General features: G+C 61.8%; 20 protein-coding genes and 1 pseudogene. 5 read left to right on the plus strand and 16 right to left on the minus strand.

Annotated elements, in window-relative coordinates; genetic code table 11:
- The first annotated feature begins 18 nt into the window (after positions 1-18).
- On the plus strand, positions 19-1,191 hold the full coding sequence (locus ACFJIU_RS16340) for a mandelate racemase/muconate lactonizing enzyme family protein (RefSeq protein ID WP_379061502.1): 1,173 nt from the start codon (positions 19-21) through the stop codon (positions 1,189-1,191).
- Between the two features lie 36 nt (positions 1,192-1,227).
- Here the strand turns inward: ACFJIU_RS16340 and rnhA are convergent, their stop codons facing one another.
- From rnhA to coxB, 11 genes and pseudogenes are all read right to left on the minus strand, one after another.
- Positions 1,228-1,761, minus strand: coding sequence for a ribonuclease HI (rnhA, locus tag ACFJIU_RS16345; RefSeq protein ID WP_379061504.1), 534 nt, complete (start codon positions 1,759-1,761; stop codon positions 1,228-1,230).
- Positions 1,758-2,720: a homoserine kinase gene (locus ACFJIU_RS16350; RefSeq protein ID WP_379073124.1), complete on the minus strand. Its 963-nt coding sequence runs from the start codon at positions 2,718-2,720 to the stop codon at positions 1,758-1,760. The genes rnhA and ACFJIU_RS16350 overlap by 4 nt, the downstream gene beginning before the upstream one ends.
- Positions 2,720-3,730 (minus strand): 4-hydroxy-3-methylbut-2-enyl diphosphate reductase, encoded by a 1,011-nt coding sequence (gene ispH, locus ACFJIU_RS16355; RefSeq protein ID WP_379061506.1) that lies wholly within the window; start codon positions 3,728-3,730, stop codon positions 2,720-2,722. The genes ACFJIU_RS16350 and ispH overlap by 1 nt, the downstream gene beginning before the upstream one ends.
- Before the next feature lie 184 nt (positions 3,731-3,914).
- The gene (locus ACFJIU_RS16360; protein WP_379061508.1) at positions 3,915-4,667 is read right to left on the minus strand and encodes an SURF1 family protein; all 753 of its coding nucleotides are present in this window, start codon (positions 4,665-4,667) and stop codon (positions 3,915-3,917) included.
- A complete protein-coding gene (locus tag ACFJIU_RS16365; protein WP_379061510.1) occupies positions 4,664-5,050 on the minus strand; it encodes a DUF983 domain-containing protein in 387 nt (128 codons plus the stop codon). Before ACFJIU_RS16365 ends, ACFJIU_RS16360 begins: the two co-directional genes overlap by 4 nt.
- Before the next feature lie 106 nt (positions 5,051-5,156).
- Positions 5,157-6,044, minus strand: a complete 888-nt coding sequence (locus tag ACFJIU_RS16370) for a cytochrome c oxidase subunit 3 (protein WP_129410610.1) — start codon at positions 6,042-6,044, stop codon at positions 5,157-5,159.
- Between the two features lies 1 nt (position 6,045).
- A complete protein-coding gene (locus tag ACFJIU_RS16375) occupies positions 6,046-6,675 on the minus strand; it encodes a cytochrome c oxidase assembly protein (RefSeq protein WP_379073126.1) in 630 nt (209 codons plus the stop codon).
- An 8-nt stretch (positions 6,676-6,683) separates the two neighbouring features.
- Positions 6,684-6,854 (minus strand): hypothetical protein, encoded by a 171-nt coding sequence (locus tag ACFJIU_RS16380; protein ID WP_129410611.1) that lies wholly within the window; start codon positions 6,852-6,854, stop codon positions 6,684-6,686.
- Positions 6,851-7,795, minus strand: a complete 945-nt coding sequence (locus ACFJIU_RS16385) for a heme o synthase (protein WP_379061512.1) — start codon at positions 7,793-7,795, stop codon at positions 6,851-6,853. Before ACFJIU_RS16385 ends, ACFJIU_RS16380 begins: the two co-directional genes overlap by 4 nt.
- A 73-nt stretch (positions 7,796-7,868) precedes the next feature.
- Positions 7,869-9,519 (minus strand): annotated as a pseudogene (gene ctaD / locus ACFJIU_RS16390) (cytochrome c oxidase subunit I).
- 38 nt (positions 9,520-9,557) lie between these two features.
- Positions 9,558-10,424, minus strand: a complete 867-nt coding sequence (coxB, locus tag ACFJIU_RS16395) for a cytochrome c oxidase subunit II (RefSeq protein WP_379061514.1) — start codon at positions 10,422-10,424, stop codon at positions 9,558-9,560.
- 365 nt (positions 10,425-10,789) lie between these two features.
- Here coxB and ACFJIU_RS16400 point away from each other — a divergent pair, with 365 nt between their 5' ends.
- The 4 genes from ACFJIU_RS16400 (at position 10,790) to ACFJIU_RS16415 (ending at position 13,967) form a co-directional block, all read left to right on the plus strand.
- A complete protein-coding gene (locus ACFJIU_RS16400; protein ID WP_379061516.1) occupies positions 10,790-11,311 on the plus strand; it encodes an invasion associated locus B family protein in 522 nt (173 codons plus the stop codon).
- 82 nt (positions 11,312-11,393) lie between these two features.
- The gene (tldD, locus tag ACFJIU_RS16405; RefSeq protein ID WP_379061518.1) at positions 11,394-12,806 is read left to right on the plus strand and encodes a metalloprotease TldD; all 1,413 of its coding nucleotides are present in this window, start codon (positions 11,394-11,396) and stop codon (positions 12,804-12,806) included.
- A 99-nt stretch (positions 12,807-12,905) separates the two neighbouring features.
- Positions 12,906-13,232: an antibiotic biosynthesis monooxygenase gene (locus tag ACFJIU_RS16410; protein ID WP_379061520.1), complete on the plus strand. Its 327-nt coding sequence runs from the start codon at positions 12,906-12,908 to the stop codon at positions 13,230-13,232.
- A 27-nt stretch (positions 13,233-13,259) separates the two neighbouring features.
- Positions 13,260-13,967 (plus strand): NAD-dependent deacylase, encoded by a 708-nt coding sequence (locus tag ACFJIU_RS16415; RefSeq protein ID WP_379061522.1) that lies wholly within the window; start codon positions 13,260-13,262, stop codon positions 13,965-13,967.
- A 9-nt stretch (positions 13,968-13,976) separates the two neighbouring features.
- On the opposite strand, the gene ACFJIU_RS16420 is transcribed toward ACFJIU_RS16415, so the two are convergent.
- From ACFJIU_RS16420 to ACFJIU_RS16440, 5 genes are all read right to left on the minus strand, one after another.
- Positions 13,977-15,218 carry a class I SAM-dependent RNA methyltransferase gene (locus tag ACFJIU_RS16420; protein WP_379061524.1) on the minus strand — a complete coding sequence of 414 codons (1,242 nt, stop codon included), beginning with the start codon at positions 15,216-15,218 and terminating at the stop codon, positions 13,977-13,979.
- A complete protein-coding gene (locus tag ACFJIU_RS16425; protein ID WP_379061526.1) occupies positions 15,215-15,979 on the minus strand; it encodes a TlyA family RNA methyltransferase in 765 nt (254 codons plus the stop codon). The genes ACFJIU_RS16420 and ACFJIU_RS16425 overlap by 4 nt, the downstream gene beginning before the upstream one ends.
- Before the next feature lie 47 nt (positions 15,980-16,026).
- Positions 16,027-16,284, minus strand: coding sequence for a hypothetical protein (locus tag ACFJIU_RS16430; protein ID WP_379061528.1), 258 nt, complete (start codon positions 16,282-16,284; stop codon positions 16,027-16,029).
- Between the two features lie 182 nt (positions 16,285-16,466).
- Positions 16,467-18,326, minus strand: a complete 1,860-nt coding sequence (gene dxs, locus ACFJIU_RS16435; protein WP_379073128.1) for a 1-deoxy-D-xylulose-5-phosphate synthase — start codon at positions 18,324-18,326, stop codon at positions 16,467-16,469.
- Between the two features lie 144 nt (positions 18,327-18,470).
- Entirely contained in the window at positions 18,471-19,391 is a 921-nt protein-coding gene (locus ACFJIU_RS16440) for a pirin family protein (protein ID WP_379061530.1), read from the minus strand.
- Positions 19,392-19,440 lie beyond the last annotated feature (49 nt).

Genomic DNA, 19,440 nt, shown 5'->3' on the forward strand with positions numbered 1-19,440 from the left:
TTCGAAAAGGAAATACGTATGCCCCATGATCCGATCGTGAAGATCGAATTGCGTCCGGTCTTCGTGCCGTTCACGGAAATGGTGCGTGCGCATCTGCAGGGCGGCAGCGGCAAGGTGGCGATGGGCCTGAAGGTGGAGGACCACTGGCTCGGCGGCGATTTCCTGATCTGCCGTATGACGACGGAGAACGGCGTCGTCGGCCTGGGCGAAAGTTATGTCTGGCTGGTCGAGAGCGGTGTATCACCGCAACTGATGGCTGACATGATCGAACAGCATCTCGCCCGCTTCGTTCTCGGACGTTCCGCCTTCGACATCGGCGCCATCCACGGCAAGTTGGACAACAATGTCGCCCGCAACGAAATGGCAAAAGGCTTGCTGGACATGGCGCTGCATGACGTCGCGGCGCGTAGCGTCGGCCGGCCCGTCCACGACCTTTGCGGGGGACGCCAGATCGATCGCGTTCCGCTCAGCCTGGTGATGCCCCTCACCGACGTGCCCACGATCCAGGAAATCACCCGCATGGCGCTTGGCGCAGGCATCCGTTCCTTCCGGTGCAAACTGGGGGATGGTCGAACGCGCGACGTGGCGATCATATCGGCCGTACGCGACCTGATCGGGCCGGACGCCGGCCTGCGCGTCGACTACAACCAAGCCTATGCGCCCAATGAAGCGCTGGCGGCCATCGAGGCGATCGCACCATACGGCATCGATTTCGCCGAGCAGCCGGTGCGCGCGGACGATTTCGCCGGCATGACCTGGGTGCAGTCGCGCACCAGCGTGCCGCTGATGGCGCATGAAAGTGCCTTCGGCCTGCGCGATATCGTGACGCTGGCGGAAATGGGCGGGGTCCGCTGCTTTGGGCTGAATGCCGAGCGTCCCGGCGGCATGACGGGGGCGTTGCGCGCGATCGACTATGCCGCGGCCCGTGGACTGGACGTGGTATTGCACAACCAGTGCGGCGGCATCGGCAGCGCGATGCTGCTGCACCTGCACGCCGCGCGCGCGGCGAACATTCGCCACGCCACCGAATTGCAGGGCCATCTGATGCTCGAGCACAGCCTGATCCGGGAAAGCATCGACTATGATGGCGGATCAGCTGCGGTACCGGATGGCCCGGGCTGGGGCGTGACGCTGGACGAAGCGGCGGTGGATCGTTTCGCCAGGGCAGACTGGATCACACTGAACGCCTGATGTGCGCCCCTTCCATCGCGGAAGAGCAGCGGCCGTTCAATAACTCTGCGACGACCGACGGGGTTTCGGGGCGCTGGTCTTCGCCGGCGCATCGACCCTGGCAGGACGCGCTACGCCGGCCGTCGCGGAACCCGACTTCTTGAAGGGCGCCATGCCTTCGCGCGCCAGTTCGTCAGCGCGTTCGTTTTCGGGATGACCGGCGTGGCCCTTGACCCAGTGCCAGGTCACATCGTGACGCCGGTTGGCTTCGTCCAGGGCCTGCCAGAGTTCGCCATTCTTGACCGGCTTCTTGTCAGCGGTTTTCCAGCCGTTGCGCTTCCAGCCATGAATCCATTTGGAGATGCCGTCCATGACATATTTGCTGTCCGTGTAGAGGTCGACCTTACAGGCCTCCTTCAAAGCGTTCAGCCCGGAGATCGCCGCGAGCAATTCCATGCGGTTGTTGGTGGTATCCGCTTCGCCGCCCGACAGTTCCTTGGTCTTGCCGTTGAAGCGCAGGATGGCGCCCCAGCCGCCAGGCCCCGGGTTGCCGGAACAGGCGCCGTCGGTGAAAACCTCGACATGCTTCATTTCAGGCCATACTCGGAAGCTGAGCCGATAGCGCGGTGGAAGCGCATGCGGCGGATGTATTCGGTCGGATCACGCTTGATGACAAGGCCGCCGTCGGGAACGGTCAGCCAGTCATAAAGACGCGTCAGCATGAAGCGCAGCGCAGAACCCCGCGCCAGCATCGGCAGCGCCTCTCGCTCCGCCGCACCGAGCGGCCGCACGCTCTGGTAACCGGCTAGCAGTGCCGTTCCCTTGGTGAGATTGAAGGAAAAATCCTTCTCGAAGCACCAGGCGTTGAGACAGGTGGCAAGGTCGTAGGCGTAGAAATCGTCGCAGGCGAAATAGAAATCGATCAGCCCTGAAAGTTTCTCGCCAAGAAAGAAAACATTGTCCGGGAAGAGGTCGGCATGGATGATGCCGGTCGGCAGGCCTTCCGGCCAGTTGCGCTCGAAATCGGCGAAATCCGCGTCGACCTCGGCGGCAAGCCCCGGTTCGACCTCATCAGCCCGCGCCCGCGATGCCTCCCAGAGCTTGCGCCAGCCATCGATCGCCAGCGCATTGTCGCGGTGCATGGCAAAATCGGCACTTGCCAGGTGCATTGCAGCCAGAGCCTTGCCGACCTCACGGCAATGCGCAACGCCTGGCTTGCGCAGCCACATGCCTTCCAGAAAGGTGATGATGACTGCCGGCCGGCCGGCCAGCGTGCCGATCATCGAGCCATCGTGACGCTGCACCGGCAGCGGGCACGAAATGCCTTTCTTGGCGAGATGATCCATCAGTCCGAGGAAGAAAGGCAGGTCGGCCTTTTCCACGCGCTTTTCGTAAAGCGTCAGGATGAAGGAGCCTGCCGTGGTGTGCAGCAGGAAGTTGGAATTTTCCGTACCTTCGGCAATGCCCTTGTAGGAGAGCAGGTCACCAACCGAATATTCCTTCAGGAAAGCAGCAAGATCGCCCTCGCCCACATCGGTATAGACCGCCATCATACGGTCCCGTTTACGAAGGCCATGTCGGCCGGGGTCAGTTCGACATCGCGCAACACCCGCATCACGGGAAAATTCTCCGTCTCCGTCGCTGTCACCGCCAGGTCGACCGAAACGTCGAAACGCTGGCGGAAAGCATCGATGATCTCATCGACGATGATCTCCGGCGCCGAGGCCCCGGCGGAGAGACCGAGCGTCTGTATGGAACCGATCTCATTCCACGGAATCTCGGAAGCGCGCTGTACGAGAAGCGACATCGCTGCCCCCGCGCGTTCAGCCACTTCGACCAGACGGCGCGAATTCGAGGAATTGGGGGCACCGACGACCAGGTAGAGGTCGCAGCCAGGAGCGGTTTCCTTCACCGCATCCTGCCGATTGGTCGTGGCATAGCAGATCGATTCGGCGGCAGCGGCCTGCATTGCAGGAAACCGCTCCTGCAATGCACGGATGATGCCGGCTGTATCCTCCACCGAAAGCGTCGTCTGGGTGACAAAACCCAGCGCCTCGGGATCGGTTGGCTGGAATGAAGCAGCATCGGCCTCGGTTTCGATCAACGTCACCGCGCCGTCAGGCAATTGCCCCATCGTGCCGATCACTTCGGGGTGGCCAGCATGGCCGATCAGGAGCACGTGGCGGCCGAGGCGCTGGTGGCGCATTGCCTGCTTGTGCACCTTCGAAACCAGCGGGCAGGTGGCATCGAGATAAAAAAGATTGCGCGCCACGGCGTCAGCCGGCACCGTTTTCGGCACGCCATGTGCAGAGAACACGACCGGGGACTGCTTGTGTTCCTCCGGGATCTCGGACAGTTCCTCGATGAAAACGGCGCCGAGGTTCTGCAATCCTTCGACCACATATCGGTTGTGCACGATCTCATGGCGGACATAGACCGGGGCGCCGTATTTCTTCAGCGCCAGCACGACGATCTGGATGGCGCGGTCGACGCCGGCGCAGAAGCCACGCGGCTGGCAGAGCCTGATCGTGAGCGGCGGTTTAACGGCTTTGTTCAACATGCTTTCCCATCGTCTGGACACGCGCGCCGGACCGAAAATCGGAATCGATTTCGGAAAGCACGATGCGCAAGACCAAAGTGCTGGAGCGTCCTTTGCGTATCCGAATGGACGCGCCACGCTCCAGTGCGGACATGATGTCCGCCACCCCTGTCTGTCAAGGGCGCGAAATGGCGCGAACGGACTCTCAGCTGGCCTTTCGGTTCTTTCGCAGCCACACGGCCACGACACCGACGAGCGCCGCCGCGAGGCCATACCAGGTCAGCGCATATTGCAGATGATTGTTGGGCAGGTCGACCATGGTGGTGCCGCCAACCGGCAAACCACCAGGATTGAGTGCCTTGCCGGCATCGATGAAGAAGGGCAGCACCACAGCTCCGGCAGGCAAGCCTGCCGTGGCAGCCATGGCATCGCGATCCTTCCAGTAGAAGATGTTCTTGGCGAGGTCGTTATCCGGCACCATCACCGATGGCTTGCCGCTCAGCGGATTGCGGGCAAGACCGGCGACAGTGACCTCGCCAGGGATTTCGCCCTCGGTACGCTTGGCCGGGTCCTTCATCTCGTAGGGCACGAAACCGCGATTGACGAAGACAAAGCGTCCGTCGGTCAATCTCAAGGGCGTGTAGACGCTATAACCTGTCTGGCCATCCCAGGTGGTGAAGAAATAACGCTCGCCCTGATGCAGGAAAGTGCCGCTTAGCGTGACGGCGACATAATCGACATCGCCGGAGGCTGCGTACTGCTTCTCGACTTCAGCCAGTGTTACGGGATTGGCATTCATGCGCCGGTCGATCGTCTCGATCAGCTTTTCCTTCCAGGCAAGCCGCTCGACCTGCCAGGTACCGAGCCCGATCAGCATGATGAAAGCAATGAGGCCAAGACCGAGCGCCAGCGCCTTGCGCGGTGCGCTTCTTTGGGTCGAATGTGATGCGGCAGTCATCGCTGCTGATCCAACCTGCCTTCAGCTGCCTTGTTGCGATACTGCAAGGTGAGCAGAACGCCCTTGATGAGCCGCAGTGCTGCCAGACACAGTACCAGTGCCAACGGGATCCACAGCAGGAAATGCAGCCAGAGCGGCGGCGCGAAAGTGACCTCGAGCCACAGCGCCAGACCGACAACGATGAAGCCGATGATGAGAATGACGAAAACGGCCGGTCCGTCGCCGGCATCGGCGTAGGAATAGTCGAGGCCGCAATTGTAGCAACGCTTGCCGACGGTCAGGAAACCCGAAAACAGACGCCCTTCTCCGCAGCGCGGGCAGAGCCCCTTCAGGCCGGCCTGGATCGGATCTATCGGCGGCCATATTGCCTTGTCTTCACTCATGCCGGTCTTTTTAGAACCTTTCGGAACCGAGTTGAACGTCCACTCCAAAAGAAAGAGGCGGCCACGTTGCCGCAGCCGCCTCCCTTAAAACCCGTATCCGGATCGATCAGTGGCCTTCGATGACCGCGCCCATCGAACCCCAGACATAGATCGAGGCAAACAGGAACAGCCACACCACGTCAACGAAGTGCCAGTACCAGGCAGCAGCTTCGAAGCCGAAATGCTGCTTTGGCGTGAAATCGCCCTTCATCGCGCGAACCAGGCAGACCAGCAGGAAGATGGTGCCGATGATCACGTGGAAACCGTGGAAGCCGGTCGCCATGAAGAAGGTGGCGCCGTAGATGGAATCCTTGAAGCCGAACGGAGCGTGGATGTACTCGTAGGCCTGAACCATCGTGAACAGCATGCCGAGGCCTACCGTCAGCACCAGGCCGTTGATGAGACCCTTGCGGTCGCCATGGATCAGCGAATGGTGCGCCCAGGTCACCGTCGTGCCCGACAGCAGCAGGATGACGGTGTTGTAGAGCGGCAGATGGAAGGGGTCGAGCACCTCCATACCCTTGGGCGGCCAGACACCGCCGGTGAAGGTGGTGCGCGCCGCCTGGATGGCCTCGTTCGGGAACAGGCTGGCGTCGAAGTAGGCCCAGAACCAGGCGACGAAGAACATCACCTCGGAGGCGATGAACATGATCATGCCGTAGCGGAGGTGGAGCGAAACCACCTTGGTATGGTGCCCCTCATGCGCTTCCTTGATCGTATCCGACCACCAGCCATACATCGTGTAGAGCACGATGATCAGGCCGATCAGAAGCACCCAGAAGTGTGCCTTGGCGACGTCTACACCGAAAAGGTGGAACGACGTACCCTTGAGATACTGCATATAGAAGATGCCACCGAACGCCATGACCAGGGCGCCGACGGAACCCAGGAAGGGCCATGGGCTCGGATCAATGATGTGGTAGTCGTGGTTCGGTTTGGCGTGTCCGTCAGCCATGTCATCCCCCGAGATTTGCTTCGGTATTGGAAATTGCCTTGCCGCTTTCCTTGGTCCCCGCAGCCGCAACCGGCTTGTTCTTGTCAGCCAGGAACATGGTGTAGGAAAGCGTGATGGTTTTGATGTTCTTCATTTCCGGCACCTTGAGGATGTCCGGATCGACATAGAAGACGATCGGCATGTCGACCGTTTCGCCCGCCTTCAGCGTCTGGTTGGTGAAACAGAAACATTCCACCTTGTTGAAATAGGCACCCGCCAGCTCCGGCGTCACATTGAAGGTCGCGCGGCCGGTCGTCGGCGTGCCGAACTTGTTCGTGGCCTTGTAGGCGACCTGCCTGGTTTCGCCGAGCTTGATGGTGACCTCGCGCTGCACCGGCTCGAATTCCCATGGAACTCCGGCCGTATTGGCGTCGAAGCGAACGGTGATTTCGCGGTCGATAACACGGTTGGAATATTGCGTGGCACGCTGCGTCGTGCCGCCATAACCGGTGACCTGACAGAACATCGCGTAAAGCGGCACTGCTGCATAAGCCATGCCGACCATGGCACCGAAGAACGCCACGCAACCACCGGCGACTGCCAGGTTGGTCTTGCGCTTCTTCTGTTCGGCAGCTGTCTTTTCCAGGTCCATCATCAACCTCACATCGGCCGGTTGATGATGGGCGTGCCGAACTTCACGATCGTCGCCACGTAGAAGATGACGACCAGCACACCAAGCGCCACGGCAATCGCAACCGAGCGGCTGCGGCGCGCTTTTTTCTGGCGTTCGGTGAGCGTGACCAGTTCGAGCTTTTCATCCATTGCACTCATGCCCCACCCAGAACCAGAACGCGGGCAACAACGCTATCGGCAAGATAAGCGGCGAAGATGGCGAACAGATAAAGCAGCGAATAGCCAAACAGCGCCTTGGCCGGCTTCATGACACGATCGCTGTCGGGCATGCGCAGCACACCCCAGGAATACCAGACGAAACCAATGCCCAGGAGTGCTGCCGGTATGCCGTAGATGGCAGACGTATAGCCGAGCAGCCAGGGCAGCACGCCGATCGGTGCCAGGATGACGGCATAGGCGAAAATCTGGCGGCGGGTCGAAGCCTCGCCAGCGACGTTCGGCATCATCGGGATGCCCGCGCGTCCATAGTCACCCGACTTGAACAGCGCAAGCGCCCAGAAATGCGGCGGCGTCCACAGGAAGATGATGAGGAAAAGGATAATGCTTTCCAGGCTGACCGCGCCGGTCGCGGCGGCCCAGCCGATGACGGGCGGGAAAGCGCCGGCCGCACCGCCGATGACGATGTTCTGCGGCGTCCAGCGCTTCAGCCACATCGTGTAGATGACGGCGTAGAAGAAGATGGTGAAGGCGAGAAGGGCAGCCGACAGCCAGTTGACGAGCACGCCGAGCGTCATCACCGACAGCGCCGACAACACCAGACCGAAGCTCAGTGCCTCGCCCGGCAAGACGCGGCCGGATGGGATCGGTCGGCTGGCGGTGCGGGTCATGACGGCATCGATGTCGGCGTCATACCACATGTTGAGCGCACCCGACGCACCGGCACCGATGGCAATCGCCAGAATGGCGATGACCGCGATCAAAGGGTTCATGGTGACGGGAGCCGCGACCAGACCGACAAAGGCCGTGAAGACCACCAGCGACATCACACGCGGCTTGAGCAGCGCAAAGTAGTCGCCCGCTGTCGCCTCCGACATGCGGGAGCCCACTTGCTCCATGTGTGAATTGTCAACCAGGGCCATTGCGTACTTGAAGTCCATTCCGTTTGGCCAAAACCGCCGGCCAGGCCGGCGGTTTCGATCGTTCAAAGCTGCCTTACTTGACCTTGGGCAGCTGTTCCCACTGGTGGTAAGGCGGCGGCGAAGGCAGCTGCCATTCCAGCGTGGTCGCACCCTCGCCCCACGGGTTGGCACCAGCGATGCGCTTCTTCCGGAATGCCTCGAAGACACCATAGAGGAAGATCAGGACGCTGATGCCGGAGATATAGGAACCAACCGACGAGACGTAGTTCCAGCCGGCAAACGCGTCCGGATAGTCGATGTAGCGACGCGGCATGCCCGACAGACCGAGGAAGTGCTGCGGGAAGAACACGAGGTTCACGCCGATGAACATGATCCAGAAATGCGAACGTGCGATGAACGGCGAATACATGTAGCCGGTCATCTTCGGGGAACCAGTAGTACCAGCCGGCGAAGATCGCGAAGACGGCGCCAAGCGACAGCACGTAATGGAAGTGCGCGACGACGTAGTAGGTGTCCTGCAGCGAGCGGTCGAGACCGGCGTTGGCGAGCTGGACGCCGGTGACGCCACCGACGGTGAACAGGAAGATGAAGCCTACCGCCCACAGCATCGGCGTGCGGAAGGAGATCGAGCCGCCCCACATTGTGGCGATCCACGAGAAGATCTTGATGCCGGTCGGCACGGCGATGACCATCGTGGCGAACACGAAATAGCGCTGCGTGTTGAGCGAGATACCGGTGGTGTACATGTGGTGCGCCCACACCACGAAGCCGACGGCGCCAATCGCGACCATGGCATAGGCCATGCCGAGATAGCCGAACACCGGCTTGCGCGAGAAGGTCGCGATGATGTGGCTGACGATGCCGAAGCCCGGCAGGATCAGGATGTACACTTCAGGATGACCGAAGAACCAGAACAGGTGCTGGAACAGGATCGGATCGCCGCCGTTTTCGGGCACGAAGAAGGAGGTGCCGAAGTTACGGTCGGTGAGCAGCATGGTGATGGCGCCAGCCAGGACCGGCAGCGACAGCAGCAGCAGGAAGGCGGTGACCAGAACCGACCAGGCGAACAGCGGCATCTTGTGCAGCGTCATGCCGGGAGCGCGCATGTTGAAGATGGTGGTGATGAAGTTGATCGCGCCGAGGATCGACGAGGCACCGGCGATGTGGATCGACAGGATCGCCAGGTCCATGGCAGGCCCCGGCTGACCGGAGGTCGACATCGGCGGATAGATCGTCCAGCCACCGCCGACACCGTAGGCGCCGGGCGCGCTCGGAACGAACATCGAGGTCAGCAGCAGGATGAAGGCCGGCGGCAGCAACCAGAAGGAGATGTTGTTCATGCGCGGGAACGCCATATCCGGCGCACCGATCATGATCGGCACCATCCAGTTGGCGAAACCACCGATCAGGGCCGGCATGACCATGAAGAAGATCATGATCAGCGCGTGTGCGGTAGTGAAGGCATTGAACATGGACTTGCCGGCGTCGAGCGCGGCATCGCCGTTGACGCCGTAGACCATGGACGCAAGACCGGGGAAAATCTGGATGCCCGGCTCCGCGAGCTCCCAACGCATCATGATCGAGAGAAAGCCGCCGATGATGCCGGCCATGATCGCGAAGATCAGGTACAGCGTACCGATGTCCTTGTGGTTGGTCGAATTGACCCAGCGGACCCAGCCTTTAGGCTTGTGGTCGTGATCGTCGTGAGCCGCTGCCTGCGCCATGTTCCGCTCCGTTCCCTATCCTTGTTTCGACCGCGGCATCAGTTGCCGGCGGACGCAACCTTGTTGGTACCATCGACCTCGGCCATCAGCGCCTTGTTGGCACCCGGGAGGTCGGTCTTGGCCGCAGCCAGCCAAGTATCATATTGCTTTTCCGAAACGACGCGCACGGCGATCGGCATGAAGGCATGGTCCTTGCCGCAAAGCTCGGAACACTGACCGTAATAGAGGCCTTCCTTCTCGGCCTTGAACCAGGTCTCGTTGATGCGCCCTGGAACGGCATCGACCTTGATGCCGAAGGCCGGCACGGCATAGGCATGGATCACGTCGGCGCCGGTCACGAGCACGCGCACGACGACACCGACCGGAACGACCAGTTCGTTGTCGACCGCCAGAAGACGCGGATATTTGCCCTTGTCTTCCTTGCCGAGACCCGCACGGTCGGCATCGGCAAGGATTGCCGAATTGAAGGAGAACGGCTGCTCGAACTGGTATTCGTAATCCCAGTTCCACTGGTTGCCCGTGGCCTTGACGGTGAGCTTCGGCTCTTCCGGCGGGCTGTACTGCGCGGTCAGCAGCTGGAAGGACGGAATGGCGATGGCCAGCAGCACCAGAACCGGCCCCAGCGTCCAGGCCACCTCGATCATCGTGTTGTGGCTGGTCTTCGACGGCGTCGGGTTGACGCTCGCGCGGAACTTCAAGATGCACCACGCCAGCAGGAAGAGAACGAACAGCGTGATCGGCACGATGAACCAGAGCGTATAACGCTCGAACCAGGTGATCTGGCTCATGATCGCGGTCGCGGCCGGCTGGAAAGTCATCTCCCAAGGCTGCGGTTGCGCGGCCTGGGCGGCAGACCCGGCGAAAACAATTGATGCGGCACCAAAGCCAGCAAGAAACTTCTTCATCGCCCTCTTCATCTCCCAGTCCCCGTCCTGCGATCAGGTGGCAGGAATACGATATAACGCCGGGACAGGGAATCCCGGACGGTCCAGATTGGTTCAAACCATACTCTCTTTCCCGCCGCAAGAAAGGAGCGGGTAAAACCATGCGGCATTTTTGCGCGCGCCTTGATTGATCGCAGCTGCATGCATACGCGCAGCGACAATCAAGCTGCTGTCGCATGACCATGGCAGAGACAATCGCGGCAAATTGAGCTATTTGCGCTGGAAAATCGTATTGTTGCCGCAGTTGAAAGGGATTGCGCGTCGCCCCCACGCTTTTCCTTAGCGGTGCCGGGGCTTAAAGTGGCGTGATTCGGAATGGAGCCGACATGAACTCTTGGGTTTCGAGAACCTTGGCGAAGGTCATCTTTCTCGCCGCCCTTGCCGGAGCCGGACAGGCGGTGGCTGCCGCACAGCAGCCGAGCGGCAATGTGAAGTCCACGCACGGCGCCTGGTCGATCATCTGCGACACGCCTGCCGGCGCGACGTCCGAACAATGCGTGATGATGCAGAATGTGGTGGCCGAGGACCGTCCGGAGATGGGCCTTTCGGTCGTCGTGCTGCGTACGGCCGACAACAAAGCCGAGATCCTGCGCGTGCTGGCTCCGCTCGGCGTCCTGCTCCCCAACGGCCTTGGTCTCAACGTCGACGGCAAGGATATCGGCCGCGCCTATTTCGTGCGTTGCTTCCAGGACGGCTGCTATGCCGAGGTGATCCTGGAGAAGCCGTTGCTTGAGACGCTGAAGAGCGGCAAGGCCGCCACCTTCATCGTCTTCCAGACGCCGGAAGAAGGCATCGGCATCCCGGTCGACCTCAAGGGCTTCGCCGACGGCTTCAACGCCCTGCCCTGATCGTCATCATCACGGCCGCGCATTGCCGAACGGCGCTCCGGCGCCTACATCGGGACCAACAATTCTTTCAAGGATGCGCGCCATGAGCAGCCTCATCAGCCGATTCGACATTTCCGAAGAGCGGATCAAAAAGATCGTCGCGGACACCATCAAGGGGGCCGATGACGGCGAACTCTTTCTCGAATACAGCGAAAGCGAAGCGCTGATGTTCGACAATGGCCGGTTGAAGACGGCCAACTTCAACACCGACCAGGGTTTCGGGCTGCGTGTCGTGGCCGGCGAAGCCAGCGGCTATGCGCATGCCGGCGACCTTTCGGAAGCTGCGCTGCAACGCGCCGCCGGCGCGGTTGCCACGGTGAAGGCCGGTTATTCAGGCACACTGGCCGACGCACCACCACGCACCAACCGCCGTCTCTACGGCGACGAGAACCCGATCCCCTCGCCCGGCTTCGAAGCCAAGGCCAAGCTGCTGCAGGAGATCGATGCCTGGACGCGCGCGGAAGACCCGCGTGTGCGGCAGGTGACCGCGGCGCTCGCGGCTTCCTGGCAACAGGTCGAGATCCTGCGCGCCGACGGGCAGCTGGTGCGGGACATCCGGCCGCTCGTCCGCCTCAACATCTCGGTCATGGTCGGCGACGGTGAACGGCAGGAGACAGGGTCCTACGGCATGGGCGGCCGCACCGGCTTCGGCGAGTTCCTGGTCGAGCACAGCTGGAAACATGCCGCCAAGGAAGCGCTGCGCCAGGCATTGGTCAATCTTGAGGCAATTCCGGCGCCAGCCGGCACGTTCGACATCGTCCTGTCCAGCGGCTGGCCGGGCGTGATGCTGCACGAAGCGGTCGGGCATGGGCTGGAAGGCGACTTCAACCGAAAGAAGACGTCGGCTTTTGCAGGCCTTCTCGGCCAGCAGGTTGCGGCCAAGGGCGTGACTGTCGTCGATGACGGCACCATCGCCGAGCGACGCGGCTCGCTGACCGTGGACGACGAAGGCACTCCGACCAACCGCACGGTGCTGATCGAAGACGGCAAGCTGGTGGGCTACATGCAGGATCGCCAGAACGCACGGCTGATGGGCATGGCCGCCACCGGCAACGGCAGACGCGAATCCTATGCGCACCAGCCAATGCCGCGCATGACCAACACCTACATGACGGCCGGCGACCACACGCCGGAAGAGATCATCGCTTCGGTGAAGAAAGGCATCTATGCCGTTTCCTTCGGCGGCGGCCAGGTCGACATCACCTCAGGCAAGTTCGTGTTCGGCTGCACCGAGGCCTACATGATCGAGGATGGCAAGGTCACGCAGCCGATCAAGGGAGCGATGCTGATCGGCAACGGTCCGGATGCGATGCATCGCGTCACCATGGTCGGCAATGACATGAAGCTCGACACCGGTATCGGCATGTGCGGCAAGGCCGGCCAGGGCGTGCCGGTCGGAGTCGGCCAGCCGCATCTGCGCATGAACCAGATGACTGTCGGCGGCACGCAGATCTGAGCGGGTCGCAGGCAGCTGCCTTCCTGACCGGTCAGGCAGCTTGCCCGGATGTCGTGGCAGGCTCTAACCTCTCCACTCTATCGACAAAGGGAGGGAGCCATGGCGATCATTGAAGCCGGCAACGGCATCGTCACCCACATCAACGTGTTCACGACAACGCCGGAACAGCAACAGGCGCTGGTCGATTCACTCACTGAGACGGTGATTGCAGCCAGCGACGTGCCGGGTTGGATCTCGGCGAGCATCCATCGCAGCTTCGACGGCCGGCAAGTGGTGAACTATGTACAGTTCGAAAGCCACGACGCAGCCCAGAAGGTGACACACCATCTGCTCGCTGGGGGCTATATCCAACGCAACACGCAACTCGGCAGCGTCGCACCCGGTCAGTACGAAGTTGTGCACAGCCTCTCGAGTGCAGATATCTGAGAAATCCCAATTCCCAATCAGCCGATCATGCCCGCATACAAATCCATCGTCATCCTCACCGGCGCCGGGGTCTCGGCGGAATCGGGTGTCGATACCTTTCGCGACAAGGACGGCATCTGGTCGAAGGTCGACTATCGCGACGTGGCAACTCCGGAAGGCTTCATTCGCGATGCCGCCAGGGTGCATGAGTTCTACAATCAGCGCCGGCGCGGCATGGCCAATGTGGAACCGAATGCCGCCCATGCCGCGCTGGCACGGCTGGAACGCGCGTTTTCAGGTTCCGTCCTGCTGATCACGCAGAACATCGACGACCTGCACGAACGAGCAGGTTCGACCAATCTGATCCACATGCACGGCGAACTCGGCAAGGCGCTGTGCCAGGCCTGCGAGCAGCGCTCGCCCTGGTCGAAGGACATGTCCGCGCTGTCGCAGTGTCCCGCCTGCGGTGCCGTCGGTTACCTTCGCCCCGATGTCGTCTGGTTCGGCGAGATGCCCTACCAGATGGACCGCATCTATGCCGCGCTGGCGGACTGCGACCTGTTTGTCTCGATCGGAACCAGCGGCAATGTCTATCCGGCGGCCGGCTTTGTCGAGGAGGCACGGCTCAACGGCGCGCACACAATCGAGTTGAACCTCGAACCATCGGACGGGCACAGCAGCTTCAATGAGGCCATTCTCGGCAGGGCTACCGATATCGTTCCCGCCTTTGTCGATAGAATGCTCGCTGCTCGTTGACGGATGCTTTCAGCGCCGTTTTCGCGGCTTCTCCAGCAGCGCCACCGCCTCGACATGCGGCGACCACAGGAACTGGTCGATCGGCGTCACGCTCTTCAACTGATAGCCACCGTCGATGAGAATACGCAGGTCGCGCGCCAGCGTGACTGGATTGCAGGAGACGGCCGCAACGAACGGCACGTCCGAGCGGGCGATCTGTTTGGACTGATCCTCGGCACCGGCGCGCGGCGGGTCGAACACGACCGCGTCGAAGGCGGCAAGCTCCTTGAACGTCAGCGGCCGGCGATCGAGATCGCGGCGTTCGACCGTCACGCGTTTCAAGCCGCTGGCAAAACGGAAGCCGCGGTCGAGCGCGGCGAGCGCAGGCCCGTCACTTTCCACCGCAAGAACCTCGGAATTGGCGGCGAGCCTCAGCGCAAAGGTTCCGCATCCCGAAAAGAGATCGGCAACCCTTTTCGCCTTGCGCACATGTGCGGTCACAAGAGCCGCCATCGCATTCTCGGCCTCAGCCACAGCCTGCACGAAAGCGCCCGGCGGGGGCGTGACTGTTGCTGAGCCGAAGACGAGCGTCGGCTTGACGGCCTCGACGATGATCTCACCATCGATGGAGAGCCTGGCGATCCCGGACTTGATGACGAAATCCGTGGCAGCGCGGCGGATCGCCTCTGTGGGCTTGCCGCAATCGGCAGCTGCGACGTCCAGTCCCGACGCCGTTGCTGTGACCAGGAAGCGGAAAGGCTTGGACGTGTTGGCGACGATGCTGGCGAGGTGGCGCAAGATGCTGGCCGACCCGACGATGGTCGGCAAGAGCACCGGGCATTCCTCGATATCGACAAGGATGTTGGAGAAAGCCTGATTGTAGCCCAGATGCAATCCGGTGTCGGTGTTGCGCGCGGTGAAGGCTGCGCGGCGGCGACTATGCGGCGTGCAGGCGACGAGGTCCGCCACTTCGGTTTCCACGCCCCTCGCCTTCAGTGCATGAACCACAAGGCCGCGCTTCCATGCACGATAAGCCCCGTCTTCGAGATGCTGGATGGCACAACCGCCGCACTCGGTGAAATGCCGACAGACCGGCCTGATCCGCTCCGGCGACGGCTCCAGCACGGCGAGCAACTGGGCACGATCCTTTTCGCGCGCTGCCGTCACCACTTCGCCTGGCAATGCAAAGGGAATGAAAACATGGCCGCTGCCGGCATCGACGACACCGTCCCCTTGCGCGCCGAGCCGTGCGATCTGAAAACGGGTACTCATCGATCCTTCACTCCGGCAAGCAGGAATTCGCGATTGCCATCGCCGCCCTCGATCGGCGATGGGTGGAGGCCAAGCGCGCGCCAGCCGGCGAGCCCATCCAGCCAGCGATGCAGATCAGCGGCGACGGCTTCAGCTTCGGCTGGGTTCTTGAGCAAGCCACCCTTGCCGATCGCCTCGCGCCCGGCCTCGAATTGCGGCTTGACCAGCAGCAGCGCGCGAGCGCCGGCTCTTGCCAGCTCGAGAGCGGGCGGCAGTGCCAGTCTCAGCGAGATGAAGGAAACGTCGGAGACGATGAAATCCGGTGCGTGGCCGTCAAGGTCGGCAATCGAAAGCACGCGGGCGTTGAGCCCCTCGATGGATTTCACGCGAGGATCGGCTGCGATCGAGGCATGCATCTGGCCATGGCCGACGTCGACGGCGGTTACATGGGCAGCACCACGCTCAAGCAGCACCTGCGTGAAACCGCCTGTCGAAGCGCCGATGTCGAGAGCTTGCGCACCCGAGGGATCAAGCTGGAAACGATCGAGCCCGGCAATCAGCTTCAGCGCGGCTCGGGAGACGTAATTGCGTGCGGGGTCATCCACCGCCAGATCGACATCAGAAGACACGTTCTGGCCGGGTTTGGTCACCACCGTTCCGCCGACCGAGACGGTGCCGCGCTCGACCGCATCGCGGGCGCGTGAGCGGCTGGCGAACAGACCTCGCGCAACGAGCAGGTCGTCGAGCCGCTGGCGCTGGCTGGCTGGCTGATGGGAACACATTCGCCTTCATTGGCGAAAGCCGCGCGCGAAGGCAAGTCGGGACTGATCTAGAAAAGCTGGCTGGCCGAAGGACGCTCGACTGCGGGCACGAGGCCATCAGCGGGTGCCCGCCGGGGCGGCGGCGCTTCCTGCACGACGATCATCTGTGGCACCTGATTGTAAGCAAAGCCGCCGCGCAACGTCCCGATGTTGGCCGCCACGATGTCGATGGCCGCCTGTTCGAGAACGCGGTCATATTGCGGCTCGGCCAATACCGGCCCGACCAGCAAAAGCATGCCGGTCGCGCCAGCCGTAAACGCTCTCATCACGTATCTCCCTGCCTGGGGTTTTCCTAGCAGGGTGCCATTGAAAAAGGGGCAAGAGAGAAGGTAAGCGAAGCACCAAAAAGCAACCTGAACAACAGGTTAATCAGGATTGCCGAGAAAGTGATTCCACGCGTTGAGACGGTGATTCAAGCCGTTCACAAACAGATTCAACTTGTAGATGTTCAAGCGCGCTGCGCGCTGGTGACATGGCCAAGTGCCGCGAACACCGTACGTACGATGCCGGTCGCATCGAGCCCGGCATCTGCGTACATCTTCTCCGGCTTGGCATGGTCGGTGAAAGCATCCGGCAAGACCAGCGGACGCACCTTCAGACCGCTCTCGAGCAGGCCTTCATGGGCCGGGAAATGCAGCACCTGTGCCGCAAAACCGCCGATGGCGCCTTCTTCAACCGTCACCAGGATTTCGTGCGAACGAGCCAGGCGACGGATCAGGTCATGGTCGAGCGGCTTGGCGAAACGCGCGTCCGCCACGGTCGTCGACAAGCCGGCCGCGCTGAGTTCGTCAGCCGCCGCTAGACAGTCCTGCAGGCGGGTGCCGAAGGAGAGCAACGCCACCTTTGTGCCTTCGCGCACGACGCGGCCTTTGCCGATCTCGAGCGGCGAGCCACGCTCGGGCATATCGATACCGATGCCGTTGCCGCGCGGATAACGGAAGGAGATCGGGCCCTCGTCATACTCGGCTGCAGTGCGCACCATGTGGCGCAGTTCCACCTCGTCGCTTGCCGCCATGACAACGAAATCGGGCAGCGAGGCAAGGAAGGTGGTATCGAACGCACCGCAATGGGTTGCGCCATCGGCGCCCACATAACCGGCGCGGTCGATCGGGAAACGCACGGGCAGCTTCTGGATCGCGACGTCGTGCACCACCTGATCGTAGGCGCGCTGCAGGAAGGTCGAATAGATCGCGGCGAACGGCTTGTAGCCTTCGGTGGCAAGGCCGGCCGCAAAGGTCACCGCGTGCTGCTCGGCAATACCGACATCGAAAGTGCGGTTCGGGAAGACTTCGCCGAACAGATCAAGCCCGGTGCCTGTCGGCATGGCCGCGGTGACGGCGACGATCCTGTCATCCTCGCAGGCTTCGCGGATCAGGCTTTCGGCAAAGACATTGGTGTAGGTCGGCGCATTGGCCGGAGCCTTCGCCTGCGCACCCGTGATAACGTCGAACCGGTTGACGCCATGATATTTGTCGGCTGCCGCTTCGGCGGGGGCGTAACCCTTGCCCTTCTGCGTCACGACATGGATCAGCACTGGGCCCTTGCCATTGTCGCGTACATTCTTCAGCACCGGAATGAGATGCTCGAGATTGTGACCGTCGATCGGGCCGATGTGAAAGAAGCCAAGCTCCTCGAACAAGGTTCCGCCGGTGACGTAGCCGCGCGCATGCTCGACCGCGCGGGTGATGGCGCGATCGGCGCGCTTGCCGAGATAGGATGTCAGTTTCTTGCCGAAATCGCGCAGGCCAAGATAGGTCTTGCCCGAGCCGAGACGCGCCAGATAGGCGCTCATGGCCCCGGTCGGCGGGGCGATCGACATGTCGTTGTCATTCAGGATGACGATGAGGCGCGCATCGAGAGCGCCGGCGTTGTTCAGCGCCTCGAAGGCCATTCCGGCCGACATCGCCCCATCGCCAATGACAGCGATGACGTTGTTCTTGCCGCCAGAGAGATCGCGCGCCACGGCCATGCCGAGACCAGCCGAAATCGATGTGGAGGAATGGGCGGCACCGAACGGATCGTATTCGCTTTCGGTACGCCGCGTAAAACCGGAAAGCCCGTTCTCCTGGCGGAGCGTACGAATACGGTCGCGCCTGCCGGTCAGGATCTTGTGCGGATAGGCCTGGTGGCCGACGTCCCAGATAATCCTGTCTTCCGGCGTGTCGAAAACGTAGTGCAGTGCCACGGTGAGTTCGACGACGCCGAGACCTGCCCCGAGATGTCCGCCGGTCTGCGAAACGGCATCGATCAGTTCCGTGCGCAGCTCTTCCGCGAGCTGCGGCAGGTCACTTTCGGAAAGCTTCTTCATATCCGCAGGAATGCGGACCTTGTCGAGAAGCGGCGTTTGGGGTCTGGCGATCAATGGCTGGCCCGCTCGAGCTCACGTTCAAGAATATTCAAAAAATCGAATAGGCCTCCGACCAACGAAAGTAAATGTGCCGCAATGACACGCTCACTTGTCAGGCAGCGGAATGAACTCCTTTTCATCGCCCGGAACGATATCGAACCGGCCAGTCTTCCATTCCTGCTTGGCCTGTTCGATGCGTTCTTTCGATGAGGAAACGAAATTCCACCAGATGTAGCGTGGAGACCCCAGCGAAGCGCCACCGAACAGCATGAAATGCGCACCCAATTCCGACGAAACGATGATCTCGTCGCCAGGACGAAACACCAGAAGACGGTTTTCGGGGAAACTGTCGCCGGAAATGGAGACGAACCCGTCGAGCACATAGATGGCACGCTCCTCGGCGTCGGCGGCAATGCGGTACCTTGCACCAGGTTCGAGCCGAATATCGGCATACAGCGTGTCGTGATAGGTGGTCACCGGTGCGCGGCGGCCCTCCAGCTCGCCGATGATGAGGCGGCCCGACACGCCCTCGGCACCGAACTCCGGCAACTCGGCGTTGGCGGTGTTTTCGAAGACAGGCGCCATTTCCTCCTGCCTGTCAGGCAGCGCGATCCATGTCTGCAGGCCGGACATCGACATCGGCGCGCCGCGCATTTCCTCCGGCGTGCGCTCGGAATGGACGATGCCACGCCCTGCCGTCATCAGATTCACGTCACCGGGCGAGATGACCATCTCGGTGCCGAGCGAATCGCGGTGCCTGATCTTGCCGTCGAACAGATAGGTGACTGTCGAGAGACCGATATGCGGATGCGGGCGTACGTCCAGCGCCTTGCCGGCGCGCAGGATGGCCGGTCCCATGCGGTCGAAGAAGATAAAAGGACCGACCAACCGTCGCCTTGCGGTAGGCAGGGCACGGCGCACCTCGAAACCGCCTATGTCCTTTGCGTTGGGCACCACCATCAACTCGATGGCGTCGCAGGAAAAGGCATCACCGGGTTCGGGGTCGTTTCCGGGAAAGAAGCTCATCGGGCCGGCTCCATCTGCTGATGACTTGCAGATGGAACTTATACCCCCG

The organism is Mesorhizobium sp. UC74_2 (assembly GCF_042701485.1).
In the GTDB taxonomy this organism is placed as follows: Bacteria; Pseudomonadota; Alphaproteobacteria; order Rhizobiales; family Rhizobiaceae; genus Mesorhizobium.